At 67.4% G+C, this 21,094-nt stretch carries 21 protein-coding genes; 7 read left to right on the top strand and 14 right to left on the bottom strand.

The genetic code is table 11. The features are described 5' to 3' along the window. Window positions 1-2: 2 nt before the first annotated feature. Both cysK and epsC read left to right on the top strand, forming a co-directional pair. The gene (gene cysK, locus ABQF13_RS22220) at window positions 3-938 is read left to right on the top strand and encodes a cysteine synthase A (protein WP_448394957.1); all 936 of its coding nucleotides are present in this window, start codon (window positions 3-5) and stop codon (window positions 936-938) included. 7 nt (window positions 939-945) lie between these two features. Then, on the top strand, window positions 946-1,530 hold the full coding sequence (gene epsC / locus ABQF13_RS22215; RefSeq protein ID WP_448394956.1) for a serine O-acetyltransferase EpsC: 585 nt from the start codon (window positions 946-948) through the stop codon (window positions 1,528-1,530). Here epsC and ABQF13_RS22210 read toward each other — a convergent pair. Both ABQF13_RS22210 and lepA read right to left on the bottom strand, forming a co-directional pair. Next, window positions 1,527-2,225 (bottom strand): sensor domain-containing protein, encoded by a 699-nt coding sequence (locus tag ABQF13_RS22210; protein WP_448394955.1) that lies wholly within the window; start codon window positions 2,223-2,225, stop codon window positions 1,527-1,529. The genes epsC and ABQF13_RS22210 overlap by 4 nt on opposite strands. Window positions 2,226-2,232: 7 nt before the next feature. Then, window positions 2,233-4,092: a translation elongation factor 4 gene (lepA, locus tag ABQF13_RS22205; protein WP_448395015.1), complete on the bottom strand. Its 1,860-nt coding sequence runs from the start codon at window positions 4,090-4,092 to the stop codon at window positions 2,233-2,235. A gap of 83 nt (window positions 4,093-4,175) precedes the next feature. Between lepA and ABQF13_RS22200 the strand changes: the two genes are divergently transcribed. Further along, window positions 4,176-4,778 carry a type II toxin-antitoxin system PemK/MazF family toxin gene (locus tag ABQF13_RS22200; protein ID WP_448394954.1) on the top strand — a complete coding sequence of 201 codons (603 nt, stop codon included), beginning with the start codon at window positions 4,176-4,178 and terminating at the stop codon, window positions 4,776-4,778. A gap of 82 nt (window positions 4,779-4,860) precedes the next feature. Here ABQF13_RS22200 and ABQF13_RS22195 read toward each other — a convergent pair whose 3' ends face one another. Both ABQF13_RS22195 and ABQF13_RS22190 read right to left on the bottom strand, forming a co-directional pair. Continuing rightward, window positions 4,861-5,472, bottom strand: a complete 612-nt coding sequence (locus ABQF13_RS22195; RefSeq protein ID WP_448394953.1) for a GNAT family N-acetyltransferase — start codon at window positions 5,470-5,472, stop codon at window positions 4,861-4,863. After that, window positions 5,472-5,903: a CBS domain-containing protein gene (locus tag ABQF13_RS22190; RefSeq protein ID WP_448394952.1), complete on the bottom strand. Its 432-nt coding sequence runs from the start codon at window positions 5,901-5,903 to the stop codon at window positions 5,472-5,474. The genes ABQF13_RS22195 and ABQF13_RS22190 overlap by 1 nt, the downstream gene beginning before the upstream one ends. Window positions 5,904-6,141: 238 nt before the next feature. Here ABQF13_RS22190 and ABQF13_RS22185 point away from each other — a divergent pair, with 238 nt between their 5' ends. Both ABQF13_RS22185 and rpsT read left to right on the top strand, forming a co-directional pair. Then, complete coding sequence (locus ABQF13_RS22185) at window positions 6,142-6,999, top strand: ribonuclease Z (RefSeq protein WP_448394951.1); 858 nt, start codon at window positions 6,142-6,144, stop codon at window positions 6,997-6,999. Between the two features lie 140 nt (window positions 7,000-7,139). Further along, on the top strand, window positions 7,140-7,400 hold the full coding sequence (gene rpsT / locus ABQF13_RS22180; RefSeq protein WP_448394950.1) for a 30S ribosomal protein S20: 261 nt from the start codon (window positions 7,140-7,142) through the stop codon (window positions 7,398-7,400). Window positions 7,401-7,405: 5 nt separating this feature from the next. Here the strand turns inward: rpsT and holA are convergent, their stop codons facing one another. From holA to ABQF13_RS22165, 3 genes are read right to left on the bottom strand one after another with little or no spacing between them, the layout of a single operon-like run. Next, window positions 7,406-8,368, bottom strand: a complete 963-nt coding sequence (holA, locus tag ABQF13_RS22175; protein ID WP_448394949.1) for a DNA polymerase III subunit delta — start codon at window positions 8,366-8,368, stop codon at window positions 7,406-7,408. Further along, window positions 8,365-9,909 (bottom strand): ComEC/Rec2 family competence protein, encoded by a 1,545-nt coding sequence (locus ABQF13_RS22170; protein ID WP_448395014.1) that lies wholly within the window; start codon window positions 9,907-9,909, stop codon window positions 8,365-8,367. Before ABQF13_RS22170 ends, holA begins: the two co-directional genes overlap by 4 nt. Window positions 9,910-9,914: 5 nt before the next feature. Continuing rightward, complete coding sequence (locus tag ABQF13_RS22165; RefSeq protein ID WP_448394948.1) at window positions 9,915-10,751, bottom strand: ComEA family DNA-binding protein; 837 nt, start codon at window positions 10,749-10,751, stop codon at window positions 9,915-9,917. A 157-nt stretch (window positions 10,752-10,908) separates the two neighbouring features. Between ABQF13_RS22165 and ABQF13_RS22160 the strand changes: the two genes are divergently transcribed. Then, the gene (locus tag ABQF13_RS22160; RefSeq protein ID WP_448394947.1) at window positions 10,909-11,673 is read left to right on the top strand and encodes a hypothetical protein; all 765 of its coding nucleotides are present in this window, start codon (window positions 10,909-10,911) and stop codon (window positions 11,671-11,673) included. Window positions 11,674-12,718: 1,045 nt separating this feature from the next. Here ABQF13_RS22160 and ABQF13_RS22155 read toward each other — a convergent pair. After that, window positions 12,719-13,153: a hypothetical protein gene (locus tag ABQF13_RS22155; protein WP_448394946.1), complete on the bottom strand. Its 435-nt coding sequence runs from the start codon at window positions 13,151-13,153 to the stop codon at window positions 12,719-12,721. 187 nt (window positions 13,154-13,340) lie between these two features. Here ABQF13_RS22155 and ABQF13_RS22150 point away from each other — a divergent pair, with 187 nt between their 5' ends. Further along, window positions 13,341-13,862: an Rv2253/PknI dimerization domain-containing protein gene (locus tag ABQF13_RS22150; RefSeq protein WP_448394945.1), complete on the top strand. Its 522-nt coding sequence runs from the start codon at window positions 13,341-13,343 to the stop codon at window positions 13,860-13,862. A gap of 9 nt (window positions 13,863-13,871) precedes the next feature. Here the strand turns inward: ABQF13_RS22150 and ABQF13_RS22145 are convergent, their stop codons facing one another. From ABQF13_RS22145 to ABQF13_RS22120, 6 genes are all read right to left on the bottom strand, one after another. Next, window positions 13,872-15,356 (bottom strand): MCE family protein, encoded by a 1,485-nt coding sequence (locus tag ABQF13_RS22145; protein ID WP_448394944.1) that lies wholly within the window; start codon window positions 15,354-15,356, stop codon window positions 13,872-13,874. Then, window positions 15,356-16,540 carry an MCE family protein gene (locus ABQF13_RS22140; protein ID WP_448394943.1) on the bottom strand — a complete coding sequence of 395 codons (1,185 nt, stop codon included), beginning with the start codon at window positions 16,538-16,540 and terminating at the stop codon, window positions 15,356-15,358. Before ABQF13_RS22140 ends, ABQF13_RS22145 begins: the two co-directional genes overlap by 1 nt. Continuing rightward, window positions 16,537-17,970 (bottom strand): MCE family protein, encoded by a 1,434-nt coding sequence (locus ABQF13_RS22135; protein WP_448394942.1) that lies wholly within the window; start codon window positions 17,968-17,970, stop codon window positions 16,537-16,539. Before ABQF13_RS22135 ends, ABQF13_RS22140 begins: the two co-directional genes overlap by 4 nt. Beyond that, window positions 17,967-19,049 (bottom strand): MCE family protein, encoded by a 1,083-nt coding sequence (locus ABQF13_RS22130; protein WP_448394941.1) that lies wholly within the window; start codon window positions 19,047-19,049, stop codon window positions 17,967-17,969. Before ABQF13_RS22130 ends, ABQF13_RS22135 begins: the two co-directional genes overlap by 4 nt. After that, on the bottom strand, window positions 19,049-20,071 hold the full coding sequence (locus tag ABQF13_RS22125) for an MCE family protein (RefSeq protein WP_448394940.1): 1,023 nt from the start codon (window positions 20,069-20,071) through the stop codon (window positions 19,049-19,051). The genes ABQF13_RS22130 and ABQF13_RS22125 overlap by 1 nt, the downstream gene beginning before the upstream one ends. After that, on the bottom strand, window positions 20,068-21,094 hold a 1,027-nt coding region (locus tag ABQF13_RS22120), incomplete at its 5' end, for an MCE family protein (RefSeq protein WP_448394939.1). The genes ABQF13_RS22120 and ABQF13_RS22125, both read right to left, overlap by 4 nt.

Below are 21,094 nucleotides of genomic sequence, written 5' to 3'. Positions count from 1 at the left end.
GTATGGGCAACATCTATAGCGACGTCAGCGAGATCGTGGGACGGACCCCGCTGGTCCGACTCAACCGTATGACCGAGGGCCTGCAGGCGCAGGTGCTCGCCAAGTTGGAGTTCTACAACCCGGCCAACAGCGTCAAGGACCGGATCGGGGTAGCGATCGTCGACGCGGCGGAGGCCGCCGGCGCGCTGCGGCCGGGCGGCACCATCGTGGAGGCCACCAGCGGCAACACCGGTATCGCCTTGGCGATGGTCGGCGCGGCGCGCGGCTACCGGGTGATCCTGACCATGCCCGACACCATGTCGACCGAACGCCGGGTGATGCTGCGGGCCTTCGGCGCCGAGATCGTGCTGACGCCCGGCGCCGAGGGCATGGCCGGTGCCGTCGCCCGCGCCGAACAGATCATCGCCGAGACTGAGAACGCGGTGGCCGCAGAGCAATTCGCCAACCCGGCCAATCCGGACATCCACGAACGCACCACCGGCGAGGAGGTCTGGGCCGACACCGACGGAACGGTGGACATCTTCGTCGCCGGGATCGGCACCGGCGGCACGCTGACCGGCGTCGGCCGGGTACTCAAATCCCGCAAGCCCGGGGTGCAGATCGTCGGCGTCGAACCGGCAGACTCCCCGATCCTCAACGGCGGCGAACCCGGCCCGCACAAGATTCAGGGCATCGGGGCCAACTTCATCCCCGAGGTGCTCGACCGCGAGGTGTACGACGAGATCATCGACGCCGGATTCGACGACGCGATCACGGTCGCCCGTGCCCTGGCCACCCAGGAAGGCATCCTGGGCGGCATCTCGGCGGGGGCCAACGTGTGGGCCGCGCTCGAGTTGGCCAAGCGGCCGGAGAACGCCGGGAAGATGATCGTGGTGGTCATCCCCGACTTCGGTGAACGCTATGTCTCCACGCCGCTGTTCGAGCACATCCGGGACTGAGACCGTCATGGCGCTGCTCGCCACCCTGCGGGAGGACCTGCAGAACGCCCGTGCCCACGATCCGGCCGCGCGCGGGGACGTGGAGAACGCGCTGGTGTACTCCGGTCTGCACGCGATCTGGACCCACCGGGTGGCGCACCGGATGTGGGCGCGTCCGGCGCTGCGTGGACCGGCCCGCGTGCTGATGCAGATCGTCCGGGCGGTCACGGGGATCGAGATTCACCCGGGCGCCACCATCGGCCGGCGCTTCTTCATCGACCACGGCATGGGCGTGGTGATCGGCGAAACCACCGAAATCGGCGATGACGTGATGATCTACCACGGGGTGACGTTGGGAGGGCGCACCCTCAAACGGGTCAAGCGTCACCCTACGATCGGCAACCGGGTCACGATCGGTGCTGGCGCCAAGGTGCTGGGTCCGCTCACGGTCGGTGACGACAGCGCGATCGGCGCCAATGCCGTTGTCACCCACGATGTTCCGGCGGATTCGATCGCGACCGGCATACCGGCGGTCGTGCGGCATCGCACCGAAAGAGAACGCGAGCAGGCCGTCGACCCTACCTGCTACATCGATCCCGCCATGTATATCTAACCGATCTTGTCCAACATCAGGTTGGCGACCGAGACCGCGTCCTGCGCACCCATCGCATCCGAAATCTCCACGTCCACAATGCAATCCGCGGCGATGCCCAGCGCGCGCTGAACTGTCGAGCCGGCGTCGTGCAGCACGACGGCCGACACAGTGCTCTGATCGACGGCAACGCCGGTGATCCTGCTGACGGCCGAGGTGTGCGAGCCGGGCCGGTACAGCACCAGCGTCTCGCCGTTGCAGCGGTGCCAGTTCTCGGCCGCGGCGGCGAAGAACTCCTGGGCGGCGTCAGCGGTGGCGAACTGCACGACACCGAAGAAACCCGACGACGACGGACCGGTGGCGTCGCCGCCCACCCAGGACTGGCTGGCCACCGTGCGCACCGGATCGGCGTCGTACACCGTTTTCTGCAACCGGTAACCGGTGCTCACACAGTCGGCGGGCGTCGCTTGACCTTCCCCGACGCTCTGCAGCAGCAGGTCGGGACCGCCCTCGACGAGCTGGCCCGAGAAGCCCGTCGTGCCCAGCATCGCGGCCAGTTCGTCGGCGGTGGGCAGGATCTGGGCGAGCGCACGCACCGGCGACGGTTTGACGACCTCGGCGATCCGCAACGTGGGCGGGTCGGCGACCTGGGCCGTACACCCGGCAAGCACCACACCGGCGCTCAGCGCAACGACGGCCACCCCGCGCGAGCGCATCGGCTGCCTACTTCTTGGCCTTGTCGGCAGACGAGTCGGTGGACAGGGCTGCGACGAACGCCTCCTGCGGCACCTCGACCCGACCGATGGTCTTCATCCGCTTCTTGCCTTCCTTCTGCTTCTCCAGCAGCTTGCGCTTACGGCTGATGTCACCGCCGTAGCACTTCGATAGCACGTCTTTGCGGATCGCGCGGATGTTTTCGCGAGCAATGATCTTCGACCCGATCGCGGCCTGCACCGGAACTTCGAACTGCTGGCGCGGGATCAACTCGCGAAGTTTGGTCGTCATCTTGTTGCCATAGGCATACGCCGCGTCCTTGTGCACGATCGCGCTGAACGCGTCCACCGGCTCACCCTGGAGCAGGATATCGACCTTGACCAGGTCGGCTTCCTGTTCGCCTGCGTCCTCGTAGTCGAGGCTGGCATATCCGCGGGTGCGGGATTTCAGCGAGTCGAAGAAGTCGAAGATGATCTCGCCCAGCGGCATCGTGTAGCGCAACTCCACGCGCTCGGGAGACAGATAGTCCATGCCGCCGAGTTCACCGCGGCGCGATTGGCACAGTTCCATGATGGCGCCGATGAACTCGCTGGGCGCGATGATCGTCGTCTTGACGACGGGCTCGTACACAGCACGCATCTTGCCGCCCGGCCAGTCCGACGGGTTGGTCACCATCAGTTCCGAACCGTCTTCGGTCACAACGCGATACACGACGTTGGGCGAGGTGGAGATGAGGTCGAGGTTGAATTCGCGCTCGAGGCGCTCGCGGGTGATCTCCATGTGCAGCAGGCCCAGAAAGCCGCAGCGGAAACCGAACCCCAGCGCCACCGACGTCTCGGGTTCCCAGGTCAGCGCGGCATCGTTGAGCTGCAGCCGGTCTAGCGCGTCACGCAGATCCGGGTAGTCGGAGCCGTCGACCGGATACAGCCCGGAGTAGACCATCGGCTTGGGTTCGCGGTAGCCGGTCAGCGCTTCGGTGGCGCCGCCGCGCGCAGTCGTCACGGTGTCACCGACCTTGGACTGACGCACGTCCTTCACGCCGGTGATCAGGTAGCCGACCTCACCGACGCCAAGGCCGTCGGCGGGTTTGGGTTCCGGGGACATGATGCCGACTTCCAGCAGTTCGTGGACGGCACCGGTGGACATCATCTTGATCCGCTCGCGCGGGACGATCTTGCCGTCGACGACGCGGACGTAGGTCACCACGCCGCGGTAGGTGTCATAGACCGAGTCGAAGATCATCGCGCGTGCGGGGGCGTCGGCGTCGCCGGTGGGGGGCGGCACCTCACGCACGAGGTGGTCGAGCAGGTCGGCGACCCCGTCGCCGGTCTTGCCCGACACGCGCAGGACGTCGCTGGGTTCGCAGCCGATGATGTGGGCGATCTCGGCGGCATAACGGTCCGGGTCGGCGGCGGGCAGGTCGATCTTGTTGAGCACCGGGATGATGACCAGGTCGCGGTCCAACGCCAGGTAGAGGTTGGCCAGGGTCTGAGCCTCGATGCCCTGGGCAGCGTCGACCAGCAGCACCGCACCCTCGCAGGCTTCCAGCGCCCGCGACACCTCGTAGGTGAAGTCGACGTGGCCGGGGGTGTCGATCAGGTGCAGCACGTAGTCGCCGGCGCCGGGCCCCTCTTCCACGGCCCAAGGCAGCCTTACGTTCTGGGCCTTGATCGTGATGCCACGCTCGCGTTCGATGTCCATCCGGTCCAAGTACTGCGCACGCATGGTGCGGTCGTCGACGACACCGGTGAGTTGCAGCATCCGGTCGGCCAGCGTCGACTTGCCGTGGTCGATGTGGGCGATGATGCAGAAGTTCCGAATCTGCGCCGGCGCGGTGAAGGTCTGGTCGGCGAAGCTGCTGATGGGAATCTCCTGGTGAGACGGGCAGTGGGTGCCACCAGCGTATCGAGGGAGGCGCCGGTCGACACAATCGTGGCCAGGCGACTTCACTTATGCTCGGCAATATGGCTCCGCCATGGAAGACTTTTCAGCGCTTCGCGGAGAACCTCGTGTTCAACGAGGCGCCCAAGTTCGTCCGTCAGCTGCAGAATTCGCCGACGCTGCAGCGCGGTATCCAACAGGGCATCAAGATCGGCATGGACGTCATCGTGGGTCCGACCGAGGCCGAGGCTCCGGCCATCACCGCGGGACGCCCGGTCAGCCGAACCTTCGTACCGACCGCGCACCGGGCCCGCAAGCTGGTTTACGCCCCCGACCTCGACGGCCGCGCCGATCCCGGCGAGATCGTCTGGACCTGGGTGGTCTACGAGGACGATCCGGACCGCGGTAAGGACCGTCCGGTGCTGGTGGTCGGCAGGGACCGGTCCACTCTGCTCGGGTTGATGCTCTCCAGCCGCGACCACCACGGCGACGATCCGAATTGGGTGGCGATCGGCGCCGGCAGCTGGGATTTCGAGAGCAGGCAGAGTTGGGTGCGGCTGGACCGGGTGCTCGACGTGCCCGAGGAGGGCATCCGACGCGAAGGCGCGATCCTCGAGCGTGAGAAGTTCGAGCTGGTCGCCACCCGGCTACGCGCGGAATACTCCTGGAGCTAATTTTTACGCCGCGAGCGTGCGTGTTCGAGGGCGACGCGCCGCGGTTCAGCCGGAGTTTGCGCACGCTCGCCGCAGGGGTGACCTACCTCGGGTTTCGCCACATCGGCCACATCTTCGGGCCACCGTCGGGCAGCGTGATCTCGCCGGTGACCTCGAAGCCGAACCGCTGGTAGTAGGGGATGTTGTCGGGGTTGCTGGACTCGAGGTAGGCCGGCGCGTGTTCGGCGTCGACGCGGTCCAGCCGCGACTGCATCAACGCCCGCCCGAACCCGCCGCCGCGCACGGTGGGGTCGCTGCCGATCACACCGAGATACCAATGCGGCTCTTCGGGATGGCATTCCTTCATCAGCTCGCTGACCTGACGACCTCGTCTTGCCCCCGCGCGCATCGCCAGAAGAAAGCTGGGCATCATCCGCAGTTCCTGCACCGGCGACTGCTTCCACCGGCCGGGCGGATCCCACAGCGCGGCCGCACCGATGCCGTCGGCTCCGAGCGCAACCTCGACGCCTCCGCCGGCCAGAAAGTGATGCCGGGTCATCGTCGCGAACATCCGCGTCAACCCCTTGGTGCGGCGGCTGCCGTCGGCCAGCATCCACTTCATCAGGGGGTCGTCGTAGAAAGCCCTGCCCAGGGTGAGGGCCAACGGCCGGATATCGCCCTTCTGCGGGGGACGAACGTCGATCGCGAATGGCATCAGCCGCCCTGGGTGATATAGGCCTCCAAGTGCTCCTGTTGTGCCTCGAGTTCCTCCATGCGCGTCTTAACCACGTCGCCGATGCTAACGATTCCGGCGAGGCGACCGTTCACCATCACCGGAATGTGACGCACCCGGTTGGTGGTCATCAACGCGCTGAGGCTGTCCACCGAGTCGTTGGGTGAGCAGGTCGCCACCAGCGTGGACATGATTTCCGACACCGGCTGCGTGAGCAGTTCGGCGCCTCTTTTCTGCAGTGCACGCACCACGTCGCGTTCTGACACGATGCCGACCAGGCCATCCTGCCCAACCACCACCATCGCGCCGATGTTGTGCACGCTCAGCTCGGTCAGCAGCCCAGCGACCGAAGTCTCCGGGGTGATGGTCGCCACCGACGCACCCTTACTGCGCAATACGTCCGCGATCCGCATCGATGCCTCCGTTCCAGTGATCTTTCTCACACCAGGCTAGGTCGGCGCGGCCAAAAGTGGGAGCTTTTGGCATCGGTGTCCCAGAACCGCGGCGAAACTCCGGACCCTCTTGACCGTGCGTTGCATGCGCCCTACGCTGCGCCGTCGCCGCGTGCGGGTCGAATTGTTCGTCACCACAGCGGATTTCGATCCGGTCAATAGCGCACTTTCGACGCCGCCGTCAGGTATATGTGGGGCCATGATCGAGGTGACGCTGCTCGGAACTGGAAGTCCGATACCCGACGCGAACCGTGCGGGCCCGTCGACGCTGGTGCGGGCGGGAGGGCAGACGTTCCTGATCGACTGCGGCCGCGGAGTCCAGCAGCGGTTGACCGCTGCGGGCGCGGCGGCCAACGGCCTGACCGCGCTGCTGCTGACGCACCTACACAGCGATCACATCGCCGATCTGGGCGACATGATCATCAGCCGCTGGGTCACCACGTTCACCCCCGAACAGCCGCCGTTTCAGATCATCGGCCCGCCGGGCACGGCGGAGGTGGTCGACGCCACGCTCAAAGCGTTCGGCTTCGACATCGGTTATCGGATCGCCCACCACGACGACCTGAAGACCCCACCGCCGCTCGAGGTGCACGAGTACACCGAGGGGGTGGTGTGGGACCGCGACGGCGTCACGATCACCGCGGCGCCGACCGATCACCGCCCGGTCGCCCCCACGATCGGTTTCCGCGTCGAACACGCCGACGCGTCGGTGGTGCTGGCCGGCGACACGGTGCCGTGCGAAAGCCTCGACAAGCTGGCCGCCGGGGCCGGCGCGATGGTGCACACGGTGATCCGCAAAGACCTGGTCGAAGCGATGCCGATGCAGCGCATCCGCGACATCTGCGACTACCACTCGTCGGTCGAGGAGGCGGCGGACACCGCGGCGCGCGCCGGGGTGGGCATCCTCATCCTCACCCATTACGTGCCAGGCATCGAACCCGGTCAGGAAGACGAATGGCGCGCACTGGCCGCCTCGAAGTTCGACCGCCAGATCGAGCTGGGCGACGACCTGCACCGCGTCGAGGTGCACCCGGGCGTCGCGGTGAAGTCCAGCTGAGCGGGTTCTCATATCAGCAGGCCAGCGGGCCTCGCTTTGGGAGATCAGGGCGCTCGCTGGTACCCTGATCAGTCGCTGCCCTAGTTCGGGCACCCACACACTTTGCCCAACCCAATCGAGATTTGCGAAGGACTATCCGCGTGGCCAACATCAAGTCGCAGATGAAGCGCAACCGCACCAACGAGAAGCGCCGGGTGCGCAACAAGTCGGTGAAGTCGTCGCTTCACACCGCGGTGCGCGGATTCAGGGCGGCCGTGGAGGCCGGCGACAAGGAGAAGGCCAACGAGCTGCTGCTGTCGACCAGCCGGCAGTTGGACAAGGCGGCCAGCAAGGGCGTCATCCACAAGAACCAGGCGGCCAACCGCAAGTCGGCATTGGCCCGCGCGTTGAACAAGCTCTGAGCTTTTCAGTCCGCCGCTAGTTCGGCGACTTTGCGCACCGCGGATTCCAGCGCGTAATCGGCGTCGGCTGCGGCACCCTTGACATCGGCGTTGAGCGCCGCGACGAGGCGCATCGCCTCGGCCACCGATGCGCGCGACCACCGCCGAGCCTGTTTCTGCGCCTTCTGCACCCGCCACGGCGGCATGCCCAACTCTGAGGCCAGCCGGTACGGATCACCCGACAGCGGGGCCACCCGCGCGATCGTGTGCACGGCCTCGGCCAACGCGTCGGCCAGCACCACCTGGGGTTCGCCGCGCATCATCGCCCACCGCAGCGCCTCGGCCGCCCCGGCGACGTCGCCGACGACCGCCTTGTCGGCGATGTCGAAGCCCTTCACCTCCGCTTTGCCGGAGTGGTAGCGGCGCACCGCCGCGGCGTCGACGGCGCCGCCGGTGTCGGCGACCAGTTGTGAGCAGGCCGCCGCCAGTTCGCGGATGTCGGAGCCGACGGCGTCGAGCACAGCGGTGACGGTGTCGTCGTCGACCTTCATTTTCAACGCGCGGAACTCGGCTCGCACGAAGTCGGCGCGCTCGCGCGGCTTGGTGATCCTGGCGCACGGATGCACTTGTGCCCCAAGCTTTTTGATCTGGTCCGCGAGGGCTTTGGCGCGGCCTCCGCCGGAGTGCACGACGACGAGCATGGTCCCCGGCGGCAGGTCGGCGGCCGCGGCGGCGACGACGGCGGCCGCGTCCTTGCCCGCCTCCCCCGCCGACTCCAACACCACCACCCGCTCGTCGGCGAACAACGATGGGCTGAGCAACTCGGCGAGTTCGCTGGTGCTGACCTCGCCGGCGCGCAACCGGTCCACGGGGACGTCATCGGTGCCCGCGCTCTTGCGGGCGGCCCGCAGCACCGCCGCGACAGCGCGTTCGACCAGCAGTTCTTCGTCGCCGAGGACCAGGTGCAGTCGCGAAACCTCTTGGCTCACTCCCCGATCGTGTCATGCCCGGCCGACAGACCCGACACCGTCCACGCGAGCAGGCAGATCGCGACGACGCACACCGCGACCCGCACCGCGCGCCACCGCCACGCCAGCACGGCGGCGACACCGGTCACCGCGATCGTCACCACACCCGGCAGGCCGGACGGCACCGGCAGCGATGCACCGGGAACAGCCGAGGCCCACCGCGCGACACCCAGCAACCACCACAGCTCGGGCCCGGTGAACCGGATCAGCAGTTGGGCGCCGTCGGCCCAGAGCGCGCCCAGCGCTGCCGCCGCGGTGCCGACCACCGTGATCGGCGGGATAACCGGGGCCGCAGCCAGGTTCGCGGCGACGGCGACCAGGCTCAACTTGCCCGAGATCCCGGCCACCAACGGGGCGGTGACCAACTGCGCAGCCACGGCGACGGCCACCGCGTCGGCCAGCGGCTTGGGCCAGCCCTGCCCGACGAGCCATCGCGACCAGTGCGGGGCGATGACGACGAGGGCCGCCGTCGCCGACACCGAGAGCGCGAACCCGACGTCGACCGCCAACTCCGGCGACACGACCATCAGCAGCAGCACGCTGGCCGCCAACGCGGGCATGGCCTGGCGGCGGCGATGGGTCACCAACGCCAGCAACGTGATCCCACCCATGACCGCCGCACGCAGCACGCTGGCCGATGGCTGCACCACGACGACGAACGCCACCAGTACTACCGCAGCCAACATGACAGCCACGCGCGGTCCGATCAGCCCCGCGGCCAGCAGCACCGCACCGCAGACGATGGTGACGTTGGCCCCGGATACCGCGGTCAGGTGGGTCAGACCCGACGCCTTGAACTCGCCGGTCGTTCGCGCGCTCACCGCCGAGGTGTCGCCCAACACCAGCGCGGGCAGCATCGCCGCCTGATCGGCGGGCAGCACTCGCCGTGCGGCGTCGGCGAACCCGCGCCGGACCCGGTGTGCGGCCTGGTGCATCGGCGACGCCTCCCCTCGCGACATGTCGCCGCTGACCGACAGCACCGCAACGGACAGGTCGCGGCGCGTCGGCCGGCCTATGCGCGCGCGGAACCCGGCGGGTTGTCCTGCGGCCAGGTCGGCGACCGCGACCGCCGAGGCGAAAACGACTACCCGGCCGGTCATCTCGTGTCCGTTGAGCGCCACCAGCGATCCGCGGAACATCGCCCGGTTACCGCCCAGCACGCGTGGGCTTTCGCTCGGTGTCACGACGACGGCGGCGACCGTGCCGTAGCGCAGCGTGACTGGATGATCTTGCAGCTCGTCGACCCGCAGCCCGATCGCGATGGCAAACGTCGCACCGACCACAGCGACGGCGACCACGCCGGCCCGGACCGACCCCCGGTCGGCGTCGGTGTCGCTGCGGTCATGACCGAACCACCCTGCTGCTGCCGTCAGCACCACCGCGGCGATCACTGCCGCGACCAAACCCGTGATATGCCACAGGATCCCGGCCGCGGTCACCGCCCAGCTGGTCAGCGCCGCGGGCACTAAGCGCAGATCGAGCCGAAAGACGCCGGCGTCCACTGGGCTCACACACGGACGCGGTCACGAAGCTTCTCCAGCCGCGCGGGGCCGATCCCGTCCACGTCACCGAGCTGTTCGACGCTGCTGAACGGCCCGTTGGTCTCGCGCCACGCCACGATGGCCGACGCGGTCACCGGCCCGATTCCGGGCAGCGTCTCGAGCTGTTCGACCGTCGCGGTGTTGAGGTCCACGACGGCGTCGGGCCCCGCCGTGCCGTCAGCGGGGGCTGAGGCGTCGGCCGGTGCGGCGGTGGCGTTGTCCGCCGTGATCGAGCTGCCCATCGCGGTCGGTGTCCCCGGAGCCGGCGCGATGCCGACGATGATCTGCTCACCGTCGGCCACACGCCTGGCCATGTTCAACCCGAGCAGGTCGGCGCCGTCGAGCGGTCCTCCGGCGGCCCCCAGCGCGTCGGCGATGCGCGCACCGGGATCCAGCGTGACCAGCCCGGGTTCATGCACCAACCCGACCACGCTGACGACGACGGGCTGCTCAGCCGCAGGTGGTGCACCGCTCGGTGTCGGGCTGCCTGACGAAACCATCTGCACCGGAGGAAGATTCGCCGATGTCACCGGCGGCGGCCGGTCGCGGACGATGGCGAACACCGTGACCAGAACCGCGACGATGCCCACCGCGGCCAATGCCACGGCACCGGCTCGGCCCGGGTCCGCGCGCACGGCAGCCATCCAGCCGGCGGCGCCGCCCGCCTTGGTGTCGGGAAGCCACCGCGACAGCAGCGTGTCGGGTGGGTGGCCGTCGGCAGGTGGATCGCCGTCACGCGCGTCGAACTCCGTTTCGGCGCCCAGTCGACGCTGCAGCCGTTCGGCAGGCAATTCGGTTCGCATGCGCTGAAAGGTAGGGCGCGGCCACGACCAATTCGGTCATGTGCGGTGACACGCCGTGTGGGCTGTGGATGAATTCGCGTTTGTGGATACGGTGTGGTCAACGGTCGTCCGCCGGCGCCCGCGCAACGCATCGCCACGGCACCTAGGGAGCGCAGCAATGGATCGTCGTACACCGATGATCGCCGGCATCGCGTTCGGCGTTCTGTTCGCCATAGCGCTGGTGATGGTGCCGACCATGCCGGGTATCGAAGCGCCCGGCTTCGACATCGTCTCGCATGTCAACGAACATTCGTCCGCGATGCGGGCGCACGCGCTGTTGGTGGCGTTCGGGTCGTTGGCGTTGGTGGTGGTGCTCGGCCACGCCCGTGACCGGCTGACCGGCCCGGCGGCGTACGTGTGCACGATCGGTTCAGCGCTGGTACTCGTCCAGATCCTCGTCGCGAGTTGGTTCACCGCGGGTTTCGCGCTACACCCCGGTCAACTCGGTTCGGCGACAGCGCGCACGATCGGCGACATCGTGGCGATGTCGGCGCCGATGCTCACGGTCGCCAACATCATGGTGGCGGTGCCAATACTCTGGGCGGCCAACGAAGACCGGTTTCCGCGCTGGTTGGGGATCGCGGCCGCGGTGTTCACCGTCGAGCAGTTGATTGAGACGATCACGATCATCGGCCCGCCGGGCAGCTTCATCTCACCGGGCGGGCCGATGAACGCCTACCTCGGCGGGTCGTTGTTCATCGCGTTCTTCGTCGCGCTCGGCGTCGCGTTATCCGTGGATGTGCCGTCGTCGGTGGCGTCCGGACCGTCGGGTCGGTCCGGCGATGTCGAGGGGCCCGCCGAGGAGCCATCGGAAGAGGTCGCCGACGAACCGGCGGAAGACGTGGCCGAGGAGTCGGTCGAGGAGAACGAATCGTCGTCGTAGTCGGCCATCCGCTGGCGACGGTCGAGTTGGGTTTCGTGCGCATCCGCGCGTGATGGTTGGGCCGTCGGCTGGGTGTCAGGCTCAGGTGGTGGGCTGTCGGCGTCCCGCGCATCCTCGGTGTGAACGGCGGATGCGGTGGGCGGGAACGGGTCCGCGAGCGCGGCGCGCACATTGGTGACCGCGGTGTCGGCGGCGTCGTTGACGATGCGGCCGGCGGTGGTCAGCGACCCGGCCGCGGCTGCGGTGCCCGCGGCGATCGCCGCGAACGGGTCGCCGGACCGGGCCAGCTCCTGGGCCGCGGCATCCGCCGTTTGAACGACGCCGAGCAGCAGCATTTCCCCGGCTTGGAACGCAACGGCCGCGAACACCCTGATGGCCTCCACGGCCATCACCTGCGGCAGCGTCTTCGCCCCGGTTTCGGTCGGCGCCGGCGGCGGCAACGGCTGATTCAACGCGGCGAGGATGTTGGCCCGCGCGGTGTCGAACACGCGCAAAAACTCCTCGGGTCGCAACACGGCCGACGCGACGTTGACCAACTCGACAACCGCGACCTCGAGATTGTTGAACGCCTTCGGCACCACGCGATAGACATCGTTTTCGATGACCGGCGTCAGCGCGGCGTTCGCCGCCCCGGTCACCGAAGCCGCGGCGGCACCGATCGCCCGCAACGGTGACCCGGTCGTACCGAGGGCGCCCGAAAACGTCACCGGCGCCATCACCAGAGCGACGGGCACCGTGGCCAGCCCCGCGACGACGTGGGGGCAGATGACGCTGCAGTACTGGAACTGGTTGCGGATGAACGCCAGCGGTATCGCACCCAGGGGTGGCGCGGCCGCGGCGAGCCGCACGTCGTGAATCTCGGCGCGCGGCGTCCACGTCGGTGGCGGTGGTGCGGGGACGACGCCCATCGGTGCGACGACGCCGATGGCGGTGACCGCGGCCACCAGACCTGATTGCACGCGACCACGCATCTCGACCCCCACAGGTTGTGACCGGATTTCTCAGGTCACGAATGCGGGCGCCGAAAAGTTCGATCCGCGGCCGGCTACAGCCGCACGAGCGTGAACGGGTAGGTGAACGTGCCGCCCGGTGCACCGTCACATCCCACGGCGAAGGACGACTCCAGGGTGCCGGAGCGCGTCGTCGCATCCCAGGAATAGACGTCGCGCGTCGCGATGACCGGCCCGTAATAGACGTTGCCGCACCGCAAACCGTCCGGGACGTCGACGGCCATCGTGTACCGGCCGTCCACCAGCTGGGCGGTCCCCCGGTACGGGAACGCCTTCGCGTTGGGTTGCGGTATCGCCTGGATCTGGAGGCACTCCCCGGGGCAGCGCGAGATCGCCCACAGCCAGGTGTGGAAGTCGTAGCGGCCGTCGATGCGCAGCTCGAAGTTGCCGTACGGGGTATGGGCGGCGGCCGGCGCCGGACACATCAACGCGACGAGGGTCAACGCGGCGGCGACCAGGGCGGCTTTCATGGGGTTTCTCCGGGCTTGAGTTCGGCTGCGCCTGATTCTCGTCGATGAAGTGCACCCGTACCTCGGTGTGTCCCTGCAAGCGGGACAGCACATCGGCGGGATTTCCCGCTGAGCGGGCGACGGCCGCGCCGCGCCCCGAACGCCCCGCTACGTTGAGTCCTGGCCGACCGGTCGCGGCGAGGAGGCTGTGTTGGGTATCTCCGATTGGGCGGGCTGCGCGACGGCGTTGGCGCTTGGGCTCGCCATCGCCGGGTCCGCGCCGATTGCCCACGCGTCCGAGGACTCGTGGGGTCTCAACGGCGCCTACACCGCCACGTCGAACGGCGAATGGGCCAAGACCAACGACAGGTTCCGCGAACTCGACAGCTTGCGCAGCACCTGGACGATCTCGACGGACTGCAGTTACCCGACCGAATGCACGGGCACCGTGGTCAGCGACTTCGGTTGGCGCGCACCGATCTACAAGACCGGCGGCGTCTGGTTCGTCAAGCACACCATCGAGAACTGGGTGCCGTGCCCGGACGGTACGGCGGCGCCCGGACTTCAGGTGTTTCGGTTCGTACCGGTCGTGGACGACGGCAGCATGACCGATCCCGCGTCGACGACGCTGGCCGGCGAGGACCAGACGACGGGGGTCAGCGGCGCCTGCGGGGTCAGTAAGCCGGTGTTCATCACCATGCCGTTCAAGCTGGTTAAGGTCGACGGTTGAAGTTGACCGTCACCGTCCGTGGGTGAAGAGGTCCTGCCAGGGTCGTGGACCTGCCGGCGTGACGAGATCCGTTTGGCGGAAGACTTTCCCGTCCGGCGTGGCGTACTGGCCGGTCTGCGGATCGTAGATCGCGGCCGCAACCGAGGGCCCGGTGGGCGGCACTGCCGCAGGCGCCGTCTCCGGCGGCGGCGGCGTCCCCTCGACCGGCGCGTGAATGCGATCTCCGAAGTCCACCCGGTCATCGGGTGCGATTCCCTGAGCGATCAGGTTCGGATCGATCGGATACGGGCCGAGTGCGTGCTGGCGCATCGCCAGCGGTTCGTAGGGCTTGTCGCTTTCACAGATCTCGACCGTGGGTGCGCGCTTACCCGGCTTCCCCATGCACGGGTAGTTCCGTGCGCCGCGCACGCCGATCGGTGAGTCCTGCGGCAGCTTGCAGTACAACCCGTCGGGGGTGTCGACGATCGAGGTGTCCGCGGGTGAGCGCCACATGTTCGGCGGAAGGAACCCGACGGTGCAGGCAGGTGGATCGTTCATCGCCATCGTGAAGTCGCCCAACGACATTCCGGTCGGGTTGTTTCGCGAGACGCCGACGGTCTGGGTGGCCGCGACATAGGGCGGAAACAGCACGAGCAGTTGTTCCAGGGACGCGTGATAGGTCACGCCGATCTTGCCGATCGTGGTCAGGTTGGCCAGCAGCACCGGCAGCGTCGCCTTGACGTCGTTGAGCAACCGCGAGGCTTCGTCGGCCGCGCCCGGACCGGCGTCCAGCAACGTGCGCATCTGCGGGTCGTTGGCGGCGAGCTGTTCGGTGACTCCTGCCACGCTGCGCGCCCAGGTCCGGATGCTGTCGGCAGACTGCGCCTGACCATCGAGCAACGGGCGGCTGTCGTCGATGAGCGACCGGGTCTGGTCCGCGACGGCATCGGCGTCGCCGACGATCGTCGCCGCCGAATCCACCAGCGACCCGATCTCGTAATCGGCCCCGTCGAGGCCTTGAAACGATTCCTCGAGCAGCGCGTGGATCTTGTCTTTGGGCACACTGTCCACCAACGCGCTGACCTGATCGAGCATGGGTCCGACGGCTTGCGGAACTGACGTGTCGGCTTTCGAGATGACCGATCCGTCCTGAAGGTACGGGCCGTCGGCGTTGGGGGGCATCAGGTCGACGTACTGTTCGCCGACGGCCGAGACGCTGCGCACGGCGGCGTGGGAGCTGGCCGGGATTTTCGGCGATGTGGCCAGCGACAGGGTCGCCACAGCACCGTCGCGGGTGGGGCGCACCTCCATCACCTTGCCGACCTGCACCCCGCGGTAGGTGACGTTGGCGAACCGGTAAAGGCCGCCGGTGCCGGTCAATTCCAACTTCACCGTGATACGCCCGATGCCCAACAGCGTCGGCACCTGCATATAGGTGAACAGCATCACCGAGACGGCGATGACCGAGGCAATCGTGAAGACGATCAACTGATTTCGAACGAAGCGGGACAGCATCAGCGACCGCCCTCAGCCATTGCGTCGGCCGGTGCATCGATCAGGGGCGGCAGGTCGGCGACTTCGGGAGGTGTCGGGGTGATCGGCGCCTTGAGCGGGTCGTAGGTGTAGGACAGATACCACGGATCCCCCGGCGCGGGCACCATCGGCGCGCCCTCCTGTCCCCAGCGGGTCCCGAGGAACAATCCCCTCTTGAGCCGCGGGATGGTGAAGTCGAAGACGATGAACTGGTTCATGTAGTCGCCGCGGATCGCGCGGTCGATGAAGCTCTGCGTGTAAGGGAAGGTCGGCGCGTACGCCAGCACCGTGCCGAGGTCGGGTCCGACATCGGCCAACGCCTGCAAGGTCGGCTCGAGGTTTTCGAGGTTGCGCACCAGGTCGGCTTGGGAGTCGTTGATCAACCCGGTGGCGGTGTCGCTGAAGCGCCGGAGTTTGTCCAGCGCTTCGGTGATGCGCGGGCGTTCCCTGACCAGCACGTCCAGTGCCGGCGGAATCCGCTGGAGCGCAGCGCTGATCACGTCGCGCTGACCGGCGAACGTGGTTGCCAGCCGGTCCATCGCGGCGATGGACGCATTGACGTCGTCCCGTTGCGTGTCGAGCATGCCGACGAAGTCGTTCAACCGTGTCAGCAGGCTCCTGATATTTGTCTCGCGCCCGTTCAGCGCGGCGTTGAACTCCCTGACGATGTCGCCCACCTGCCCCAGCCCCCCGCCGTTGATGACGACGGCCAGGGACGCCAGGGTTTGTTCGGTGGACGGATACGTCGAGGAGTTTTCCAGGCCGATGGTCGCTCCCGGTTGCAGTCTGCCGCTGACGGGTTGGCCCACCGGGGGGTCTAGGGCCAGGTGCATGGAGCCGAGCAGGCTCGTCTGCCCGACGGTGGCCACCGCGTTGGCCGGTATGACCACATCGGGTCTCACCGAGATCTCGACGTCGGCGTGCCAGTTGTTCACGCGCATCCGTCCGACGCTGCCGACCACGACGTCATCGACCAGGACCGGCGAATTCGATTCCAGCGAGCCGACGTTGGCGATGATGACCCGGTAGGTCGACGCGTCGGGTCCGCGTCCGACGGTGCCGGGCAGTGCGAGAGAGTTCAGTCCCTGGAAGGCGCATCCGGTGGCCGCGAGGACGACGCCGGTGGCGAGCACGGCCAGGCGGCGCAGCGAGGTACCGATGGTCATGATGGGGGCTCCTGCGCGGTTGGCTGCGCTTCGGCGGGAAGCAACATGTCCGAAAGGGTTGTGGGCGCGGGAACCCCGGGTGGAATCGGCGCACCGGGGAACAGCGCGGGTTGGGGGTGTGCGGGTAATCCGTTGGGGGCATATGCTCCCGGCGGTCGGGGCGGTGCCGGGCCCCAACCCGCCGGTGGCGCGACGTCGCCGATGCCGGTGTAGGCCGACACCGCGGGCGCCGGTTCCGGTTGTGACGGGCGGCCACCTGTGCCGCCGGGCGCCAGCGCGGGGTCGGAGTAGATCAGGTTGCCCGGGCTCGGCGATTTCTGCAGGTATGCGTTGAAAGGCATCGGCAGGTAGTTGAAGTTGAGCAGCCGCAGCGCGGGTCCCAGATACTCCGAGCAGAGCCTGGATGACTCTGCCGCGGTGGCGTTTTCGACGGCTCCGATCGCTGCGCAGACCAGCTGTGCGGGGTTGGCGAAGTTCGACATCGCAAAGCTACCGATCATCGTGCCGGTGTCGGGGTTGTAGATGTTGTAGCCGTTGGCGATGGCGTTCGGCGCGGCGTGCAACACGTTTTCCAACGCCAGCCGGTTGTCCGCGAGGTTCTGCGTCACGCCGGCCAACCGGGATATCTGCTCGGCGGTCTGGTCCCTGCTGCCTGCCACGAACCGCTGCACCTCGACGACGGCCTCCGACAGGTAGGTCAGCGCAGCGTCGAGGTCGGACCTGCTGGCATCCACCACGCTGCTCACGGTGGCCAACCGGTCCTGGAACTGCACGATCTGGATGTTGCTGTCGCGCAGGGCCGCAACGAAGGTCTGCAGGTTCTTGATGACGTCGACGATGTCTGTGCTGCCGTCCGCGAAGATGCGCCCGACCTGTGAGAGCTGGGTGATGGTCTCGCGCAACTTGACCCCGTTGCCCTGCATCGCGTTGGCGGTGCTGTCGATGAAACGTCCGATCGAGGTGGTGGAGATGTCGCTGGAGGGCCCCAACTCCGTTGCCAACCGCGTCAGTTGCGTCTTGACCTCGTCCCACTCGACCGGCACCGCGGTGCGGTCGACGCCGATCACCGCGTCGTCGGGCATCGTCGGTCCGCTGGTCTCGTAGGCGGGTGTGAGCTGCACGTAGCGTGCGGAGACCAGGTTTTGGGCGACGATGATCGCTTTGGCGTCGGCGGGCACGGGCACGCCACGGTCGACGGCGAGCGTGATCCGTGCCTCGGCACCTACCGGTTCGATGGATTTGATGGTGCCCACTTTGACTCCGGACACCCGCACCTCGTCACCGGGGTAGATCGCGGTGGCCGAGGTGAAGTAGGCCGTGATGATCTTCGCGCCGAAGAAGTTCTGGTACACCAGCACCGCCGACCCCGCGATGAGCAGTCCCGCCAGCGCAACGGACAGTGCGGCCCTCGCCCGCGTACGGCCGTTCATCGGGACCCTCCGGGGATTCCGTTGTACGGGAACGGGAATTCTGCGCGCGGCCCGGCGTTGTCCGGGGGCTGTCCGGCGTCGACGCCGCGCCGGAAGCCCCAGAGGTAGTCGAGGAACGGCTGCAGCGCGGGCCCGGGCAGCAGGTTGCCGACGAATGCGTTGTAGTAGAACCCGTTGTTGACCGCCTCACCCTGGGTCACCTGGTACTTGGCCAGACCGCTGAGCGCGGTGGCGATGTTGTCGCGGTTGCGCTCGAGCATGTCGTACACCATGTTCAACTTCTGCAGGGTCGGGGCGAGCTCGGCTTCGTTGTCATGCACCAGGCCGGTCAGTTGCTGTGCGACGGCCGAGGTTTGGGCGAGCAGGTTCACGATCGCGTGGCGGCGCCGCTCGAGCACGCCCATGAAGTCGTTGGCGTTGAGGATGAGCGTGTTGAGTTGTTGACTGCGTTCGGAGAGGACTCCGGTGACGTCGGCGGCGCTGTCGAGCAGGTTGCCCAGTGACTCGTCGCGTCCGTTCAGTGACTGCGACAGCTGGCTCAGCCCGTCGAACATGGGTCCCAGTTGCGGCGCGATTCGCTCGATGGTTTCCGACAGCGTGTCCAGCGACTGGTTCAGCGCGGCGGTGTCGGTGCTCGCGGTGTTCGACGTGAACTCGCTGACGGCCTCGGTCAACGAGTACGGCGAAGAGGTGTGCGATAGCGGGATCACTTCGGACGGGCCCAGTTTGACGTCGCCGTCCGGCTCCAACGTCATCATGCGCTCGCCGAGCAACGTTCCGGTGCGGATGTGGGCCGTGGTCTGGGAGCCGAGCCGCACGCTGCTGTCGACGGTGAAGGTCACCAACGCCTTGCCCTTGTCCAGAGTGACCTGGGAAACCGAACCGACCTTCATGCCGGACACCTTCACGTCGTTACCTGCCGTCAGCCCGCCGGCCTCGGCGAACAGCGCTTGGTACTTCACCGAAGTCGCCATCGCCAACAGCCGCTCGGACTGCAGCCCGACCACGCACACGAGCACGATGAGGATCGCACCGATGAACCCGGTGCGGATGAACGAGGATTGCCGGTATTTCAGCATCAGGGCTCCCCGCACCGGGCAGTGTTCTGAATGACCCAGGGGAAGTGCGCGGTGCGCCCCTGCAGATCGGTGACGCGCACGGAGATTCCGCAGAGGTACTGGTTCAGGAAGCTTCCGTAGGCGCCCAGACGCACCACCTTCTTGTAGTTCTCGGGAAGCTTCTGCAGTGAGATATCCAGCATCGGCTCACCGTCCTCCAGCAACGGCGCCACCCGGTTGAGTTGGTCGATGCTGCCCGCCAGCGGCTGGCGTGCGTTGTCGAGCAGGTCGGCCAGCGATGCGGTGCCGTTGTCGAGCGCGGTGATCGCCTCGCCGATGGGGTCTCGGTCGGCGGCCAAGCCGGTGATCAACTGTTCGAGTTGGTCGACGGCGTCGGAGAACTTGTCGCCGTCCTTGGCCACGGTGGTCATCACCGCGTCGAGGTTGTCGATCAGTTGCCGCACCGTCTGGCCGTTGTCGGCGATCGCGTTGGTGAATGACGCGGTCTTGGTGAACAGCGACTCCACATCGCTGCTCTGGCCCTGCAGGATCTGGATCAGCGAGTTGGTCAGCGCGTTGACGTCCTGGGCGTCCAATCCGCGGATGACCGGTTTGAGGCCGCCGAGCAGCAGGTCGAGGTCCAACGCCGATTCGGTGCGCTCACTGGGGATTTGGGTACCGGCGGACTGAATCTCGGTTGAGCCGGGGCCGTCGAGCAGTTCGAGATAGCGGTCCCCCACCAGGTTGAGGTAGCGCACCGCCGCCCGGGTGCCGGTGGTCAGCACGATGTCGGGGTCTGCATTGAATCGGACCACGACGTTGTTGTCGGGTTGCAACGCGATGTCGGTTACCGTGCCGACCCGGATCCCCGAAACCCGCACCGAATCCCCGGGTTCCAGGCTCGACACGTCGGCGAACACCGCGGAGTAGGCGTGTGCCGACCCGGAGCGATATTCGCCGAAGACCGCGAACAGCGCGGCGGTCATCAGGGCCATGACGCCGCCGAAGGCGCCGAACTTGACCGCGGTTGCCAACAGCCTCATCCCGGCTGTCCAATCTGTGCGGTGTTGCGCGGCGGCCCGTCGATCGGACCGAACAACGCCTGCTTGAGCGCGTCCGAGTTGAGCAGGATGCCCTGGTTACCGTATTGCGCACGGTTGGCGCCCATATCGGAAACGACATACGGTGCGCGCGTTGCGTAACCGATGTCCGGCAACTGACCGCATTGCGGCCCACCGGTGGCCGCGACCTTGGGCAGGTTACCGGGGTAGCGGTAGCGTTCGGAACCCAGCACGAACGAGTCCAGCAGCAGCACACCGGGAACCGGTGGCGGCGGCGCAGTGGCCAACGGCACCATGCCGGCCAGCGCGCAGTTGAGCGCCGTGTGGTACTCGTTGGTCAAGTCGGTCGTGGGCGCCAGCAGGTGCACGACGTCGGTGATCGCCTGCCGGTTGGTGCCGACCACGTCGTTGCCGGTCTCGGCCAGCCCAATCGTGCTGAGCAGCAAGGCGTCCAGATCGCTTTGCTTGTCGACGATGGTGTCGCTCATCGCGGTGGCACTGTCGACGATCGTCAGAAGGTGCGGCGCCGCATCGGCGTACGCGTCGAGCACCTGGGGTGCGACCGCGATGTCGTGGGCGAGGTTGTCCAGACTGGGATTGATCTTGGCCAGCAGCGCGTCCAGATCCGTGAACGTCTGGCCGAACTTCTGCCCGCGCCCGTCGAGTCCAGCGGCGAGCGCCCGCAGGGTTTCGTTGAGCTTGGTCGGTTCGATCTTGTTCAGCACCGTGACGAGTTGTTCGAAGATCGTGTTGATTTCGACCGTGACATGCTGTGAGTCGAGCACCTGACCGGACCGCAACGGCTGCGGTGACGGATTGTCCGGCGGGACCAGCGCGACGTACTTCGCGCCGAAGACGGTGGACGAGGTGATATCCACCCGTACGTCGGCTGGGATCAGTTCCAGCGCAGAGGGTTCCAACGCCAGGCGAATGGCGGCCTTCCCGTCGGGCAACGCGTCGATCGCGGCCACCGTGCCGATTTGCGCTCCGTTGAGTTTGACCCGA

Source organism: Mycolicibacterium sp. XJ879 (genome assembly GCF_053483935.1).
This window is presented reverse-complemented; position numbering and strand designations above follow the sequence as displayed.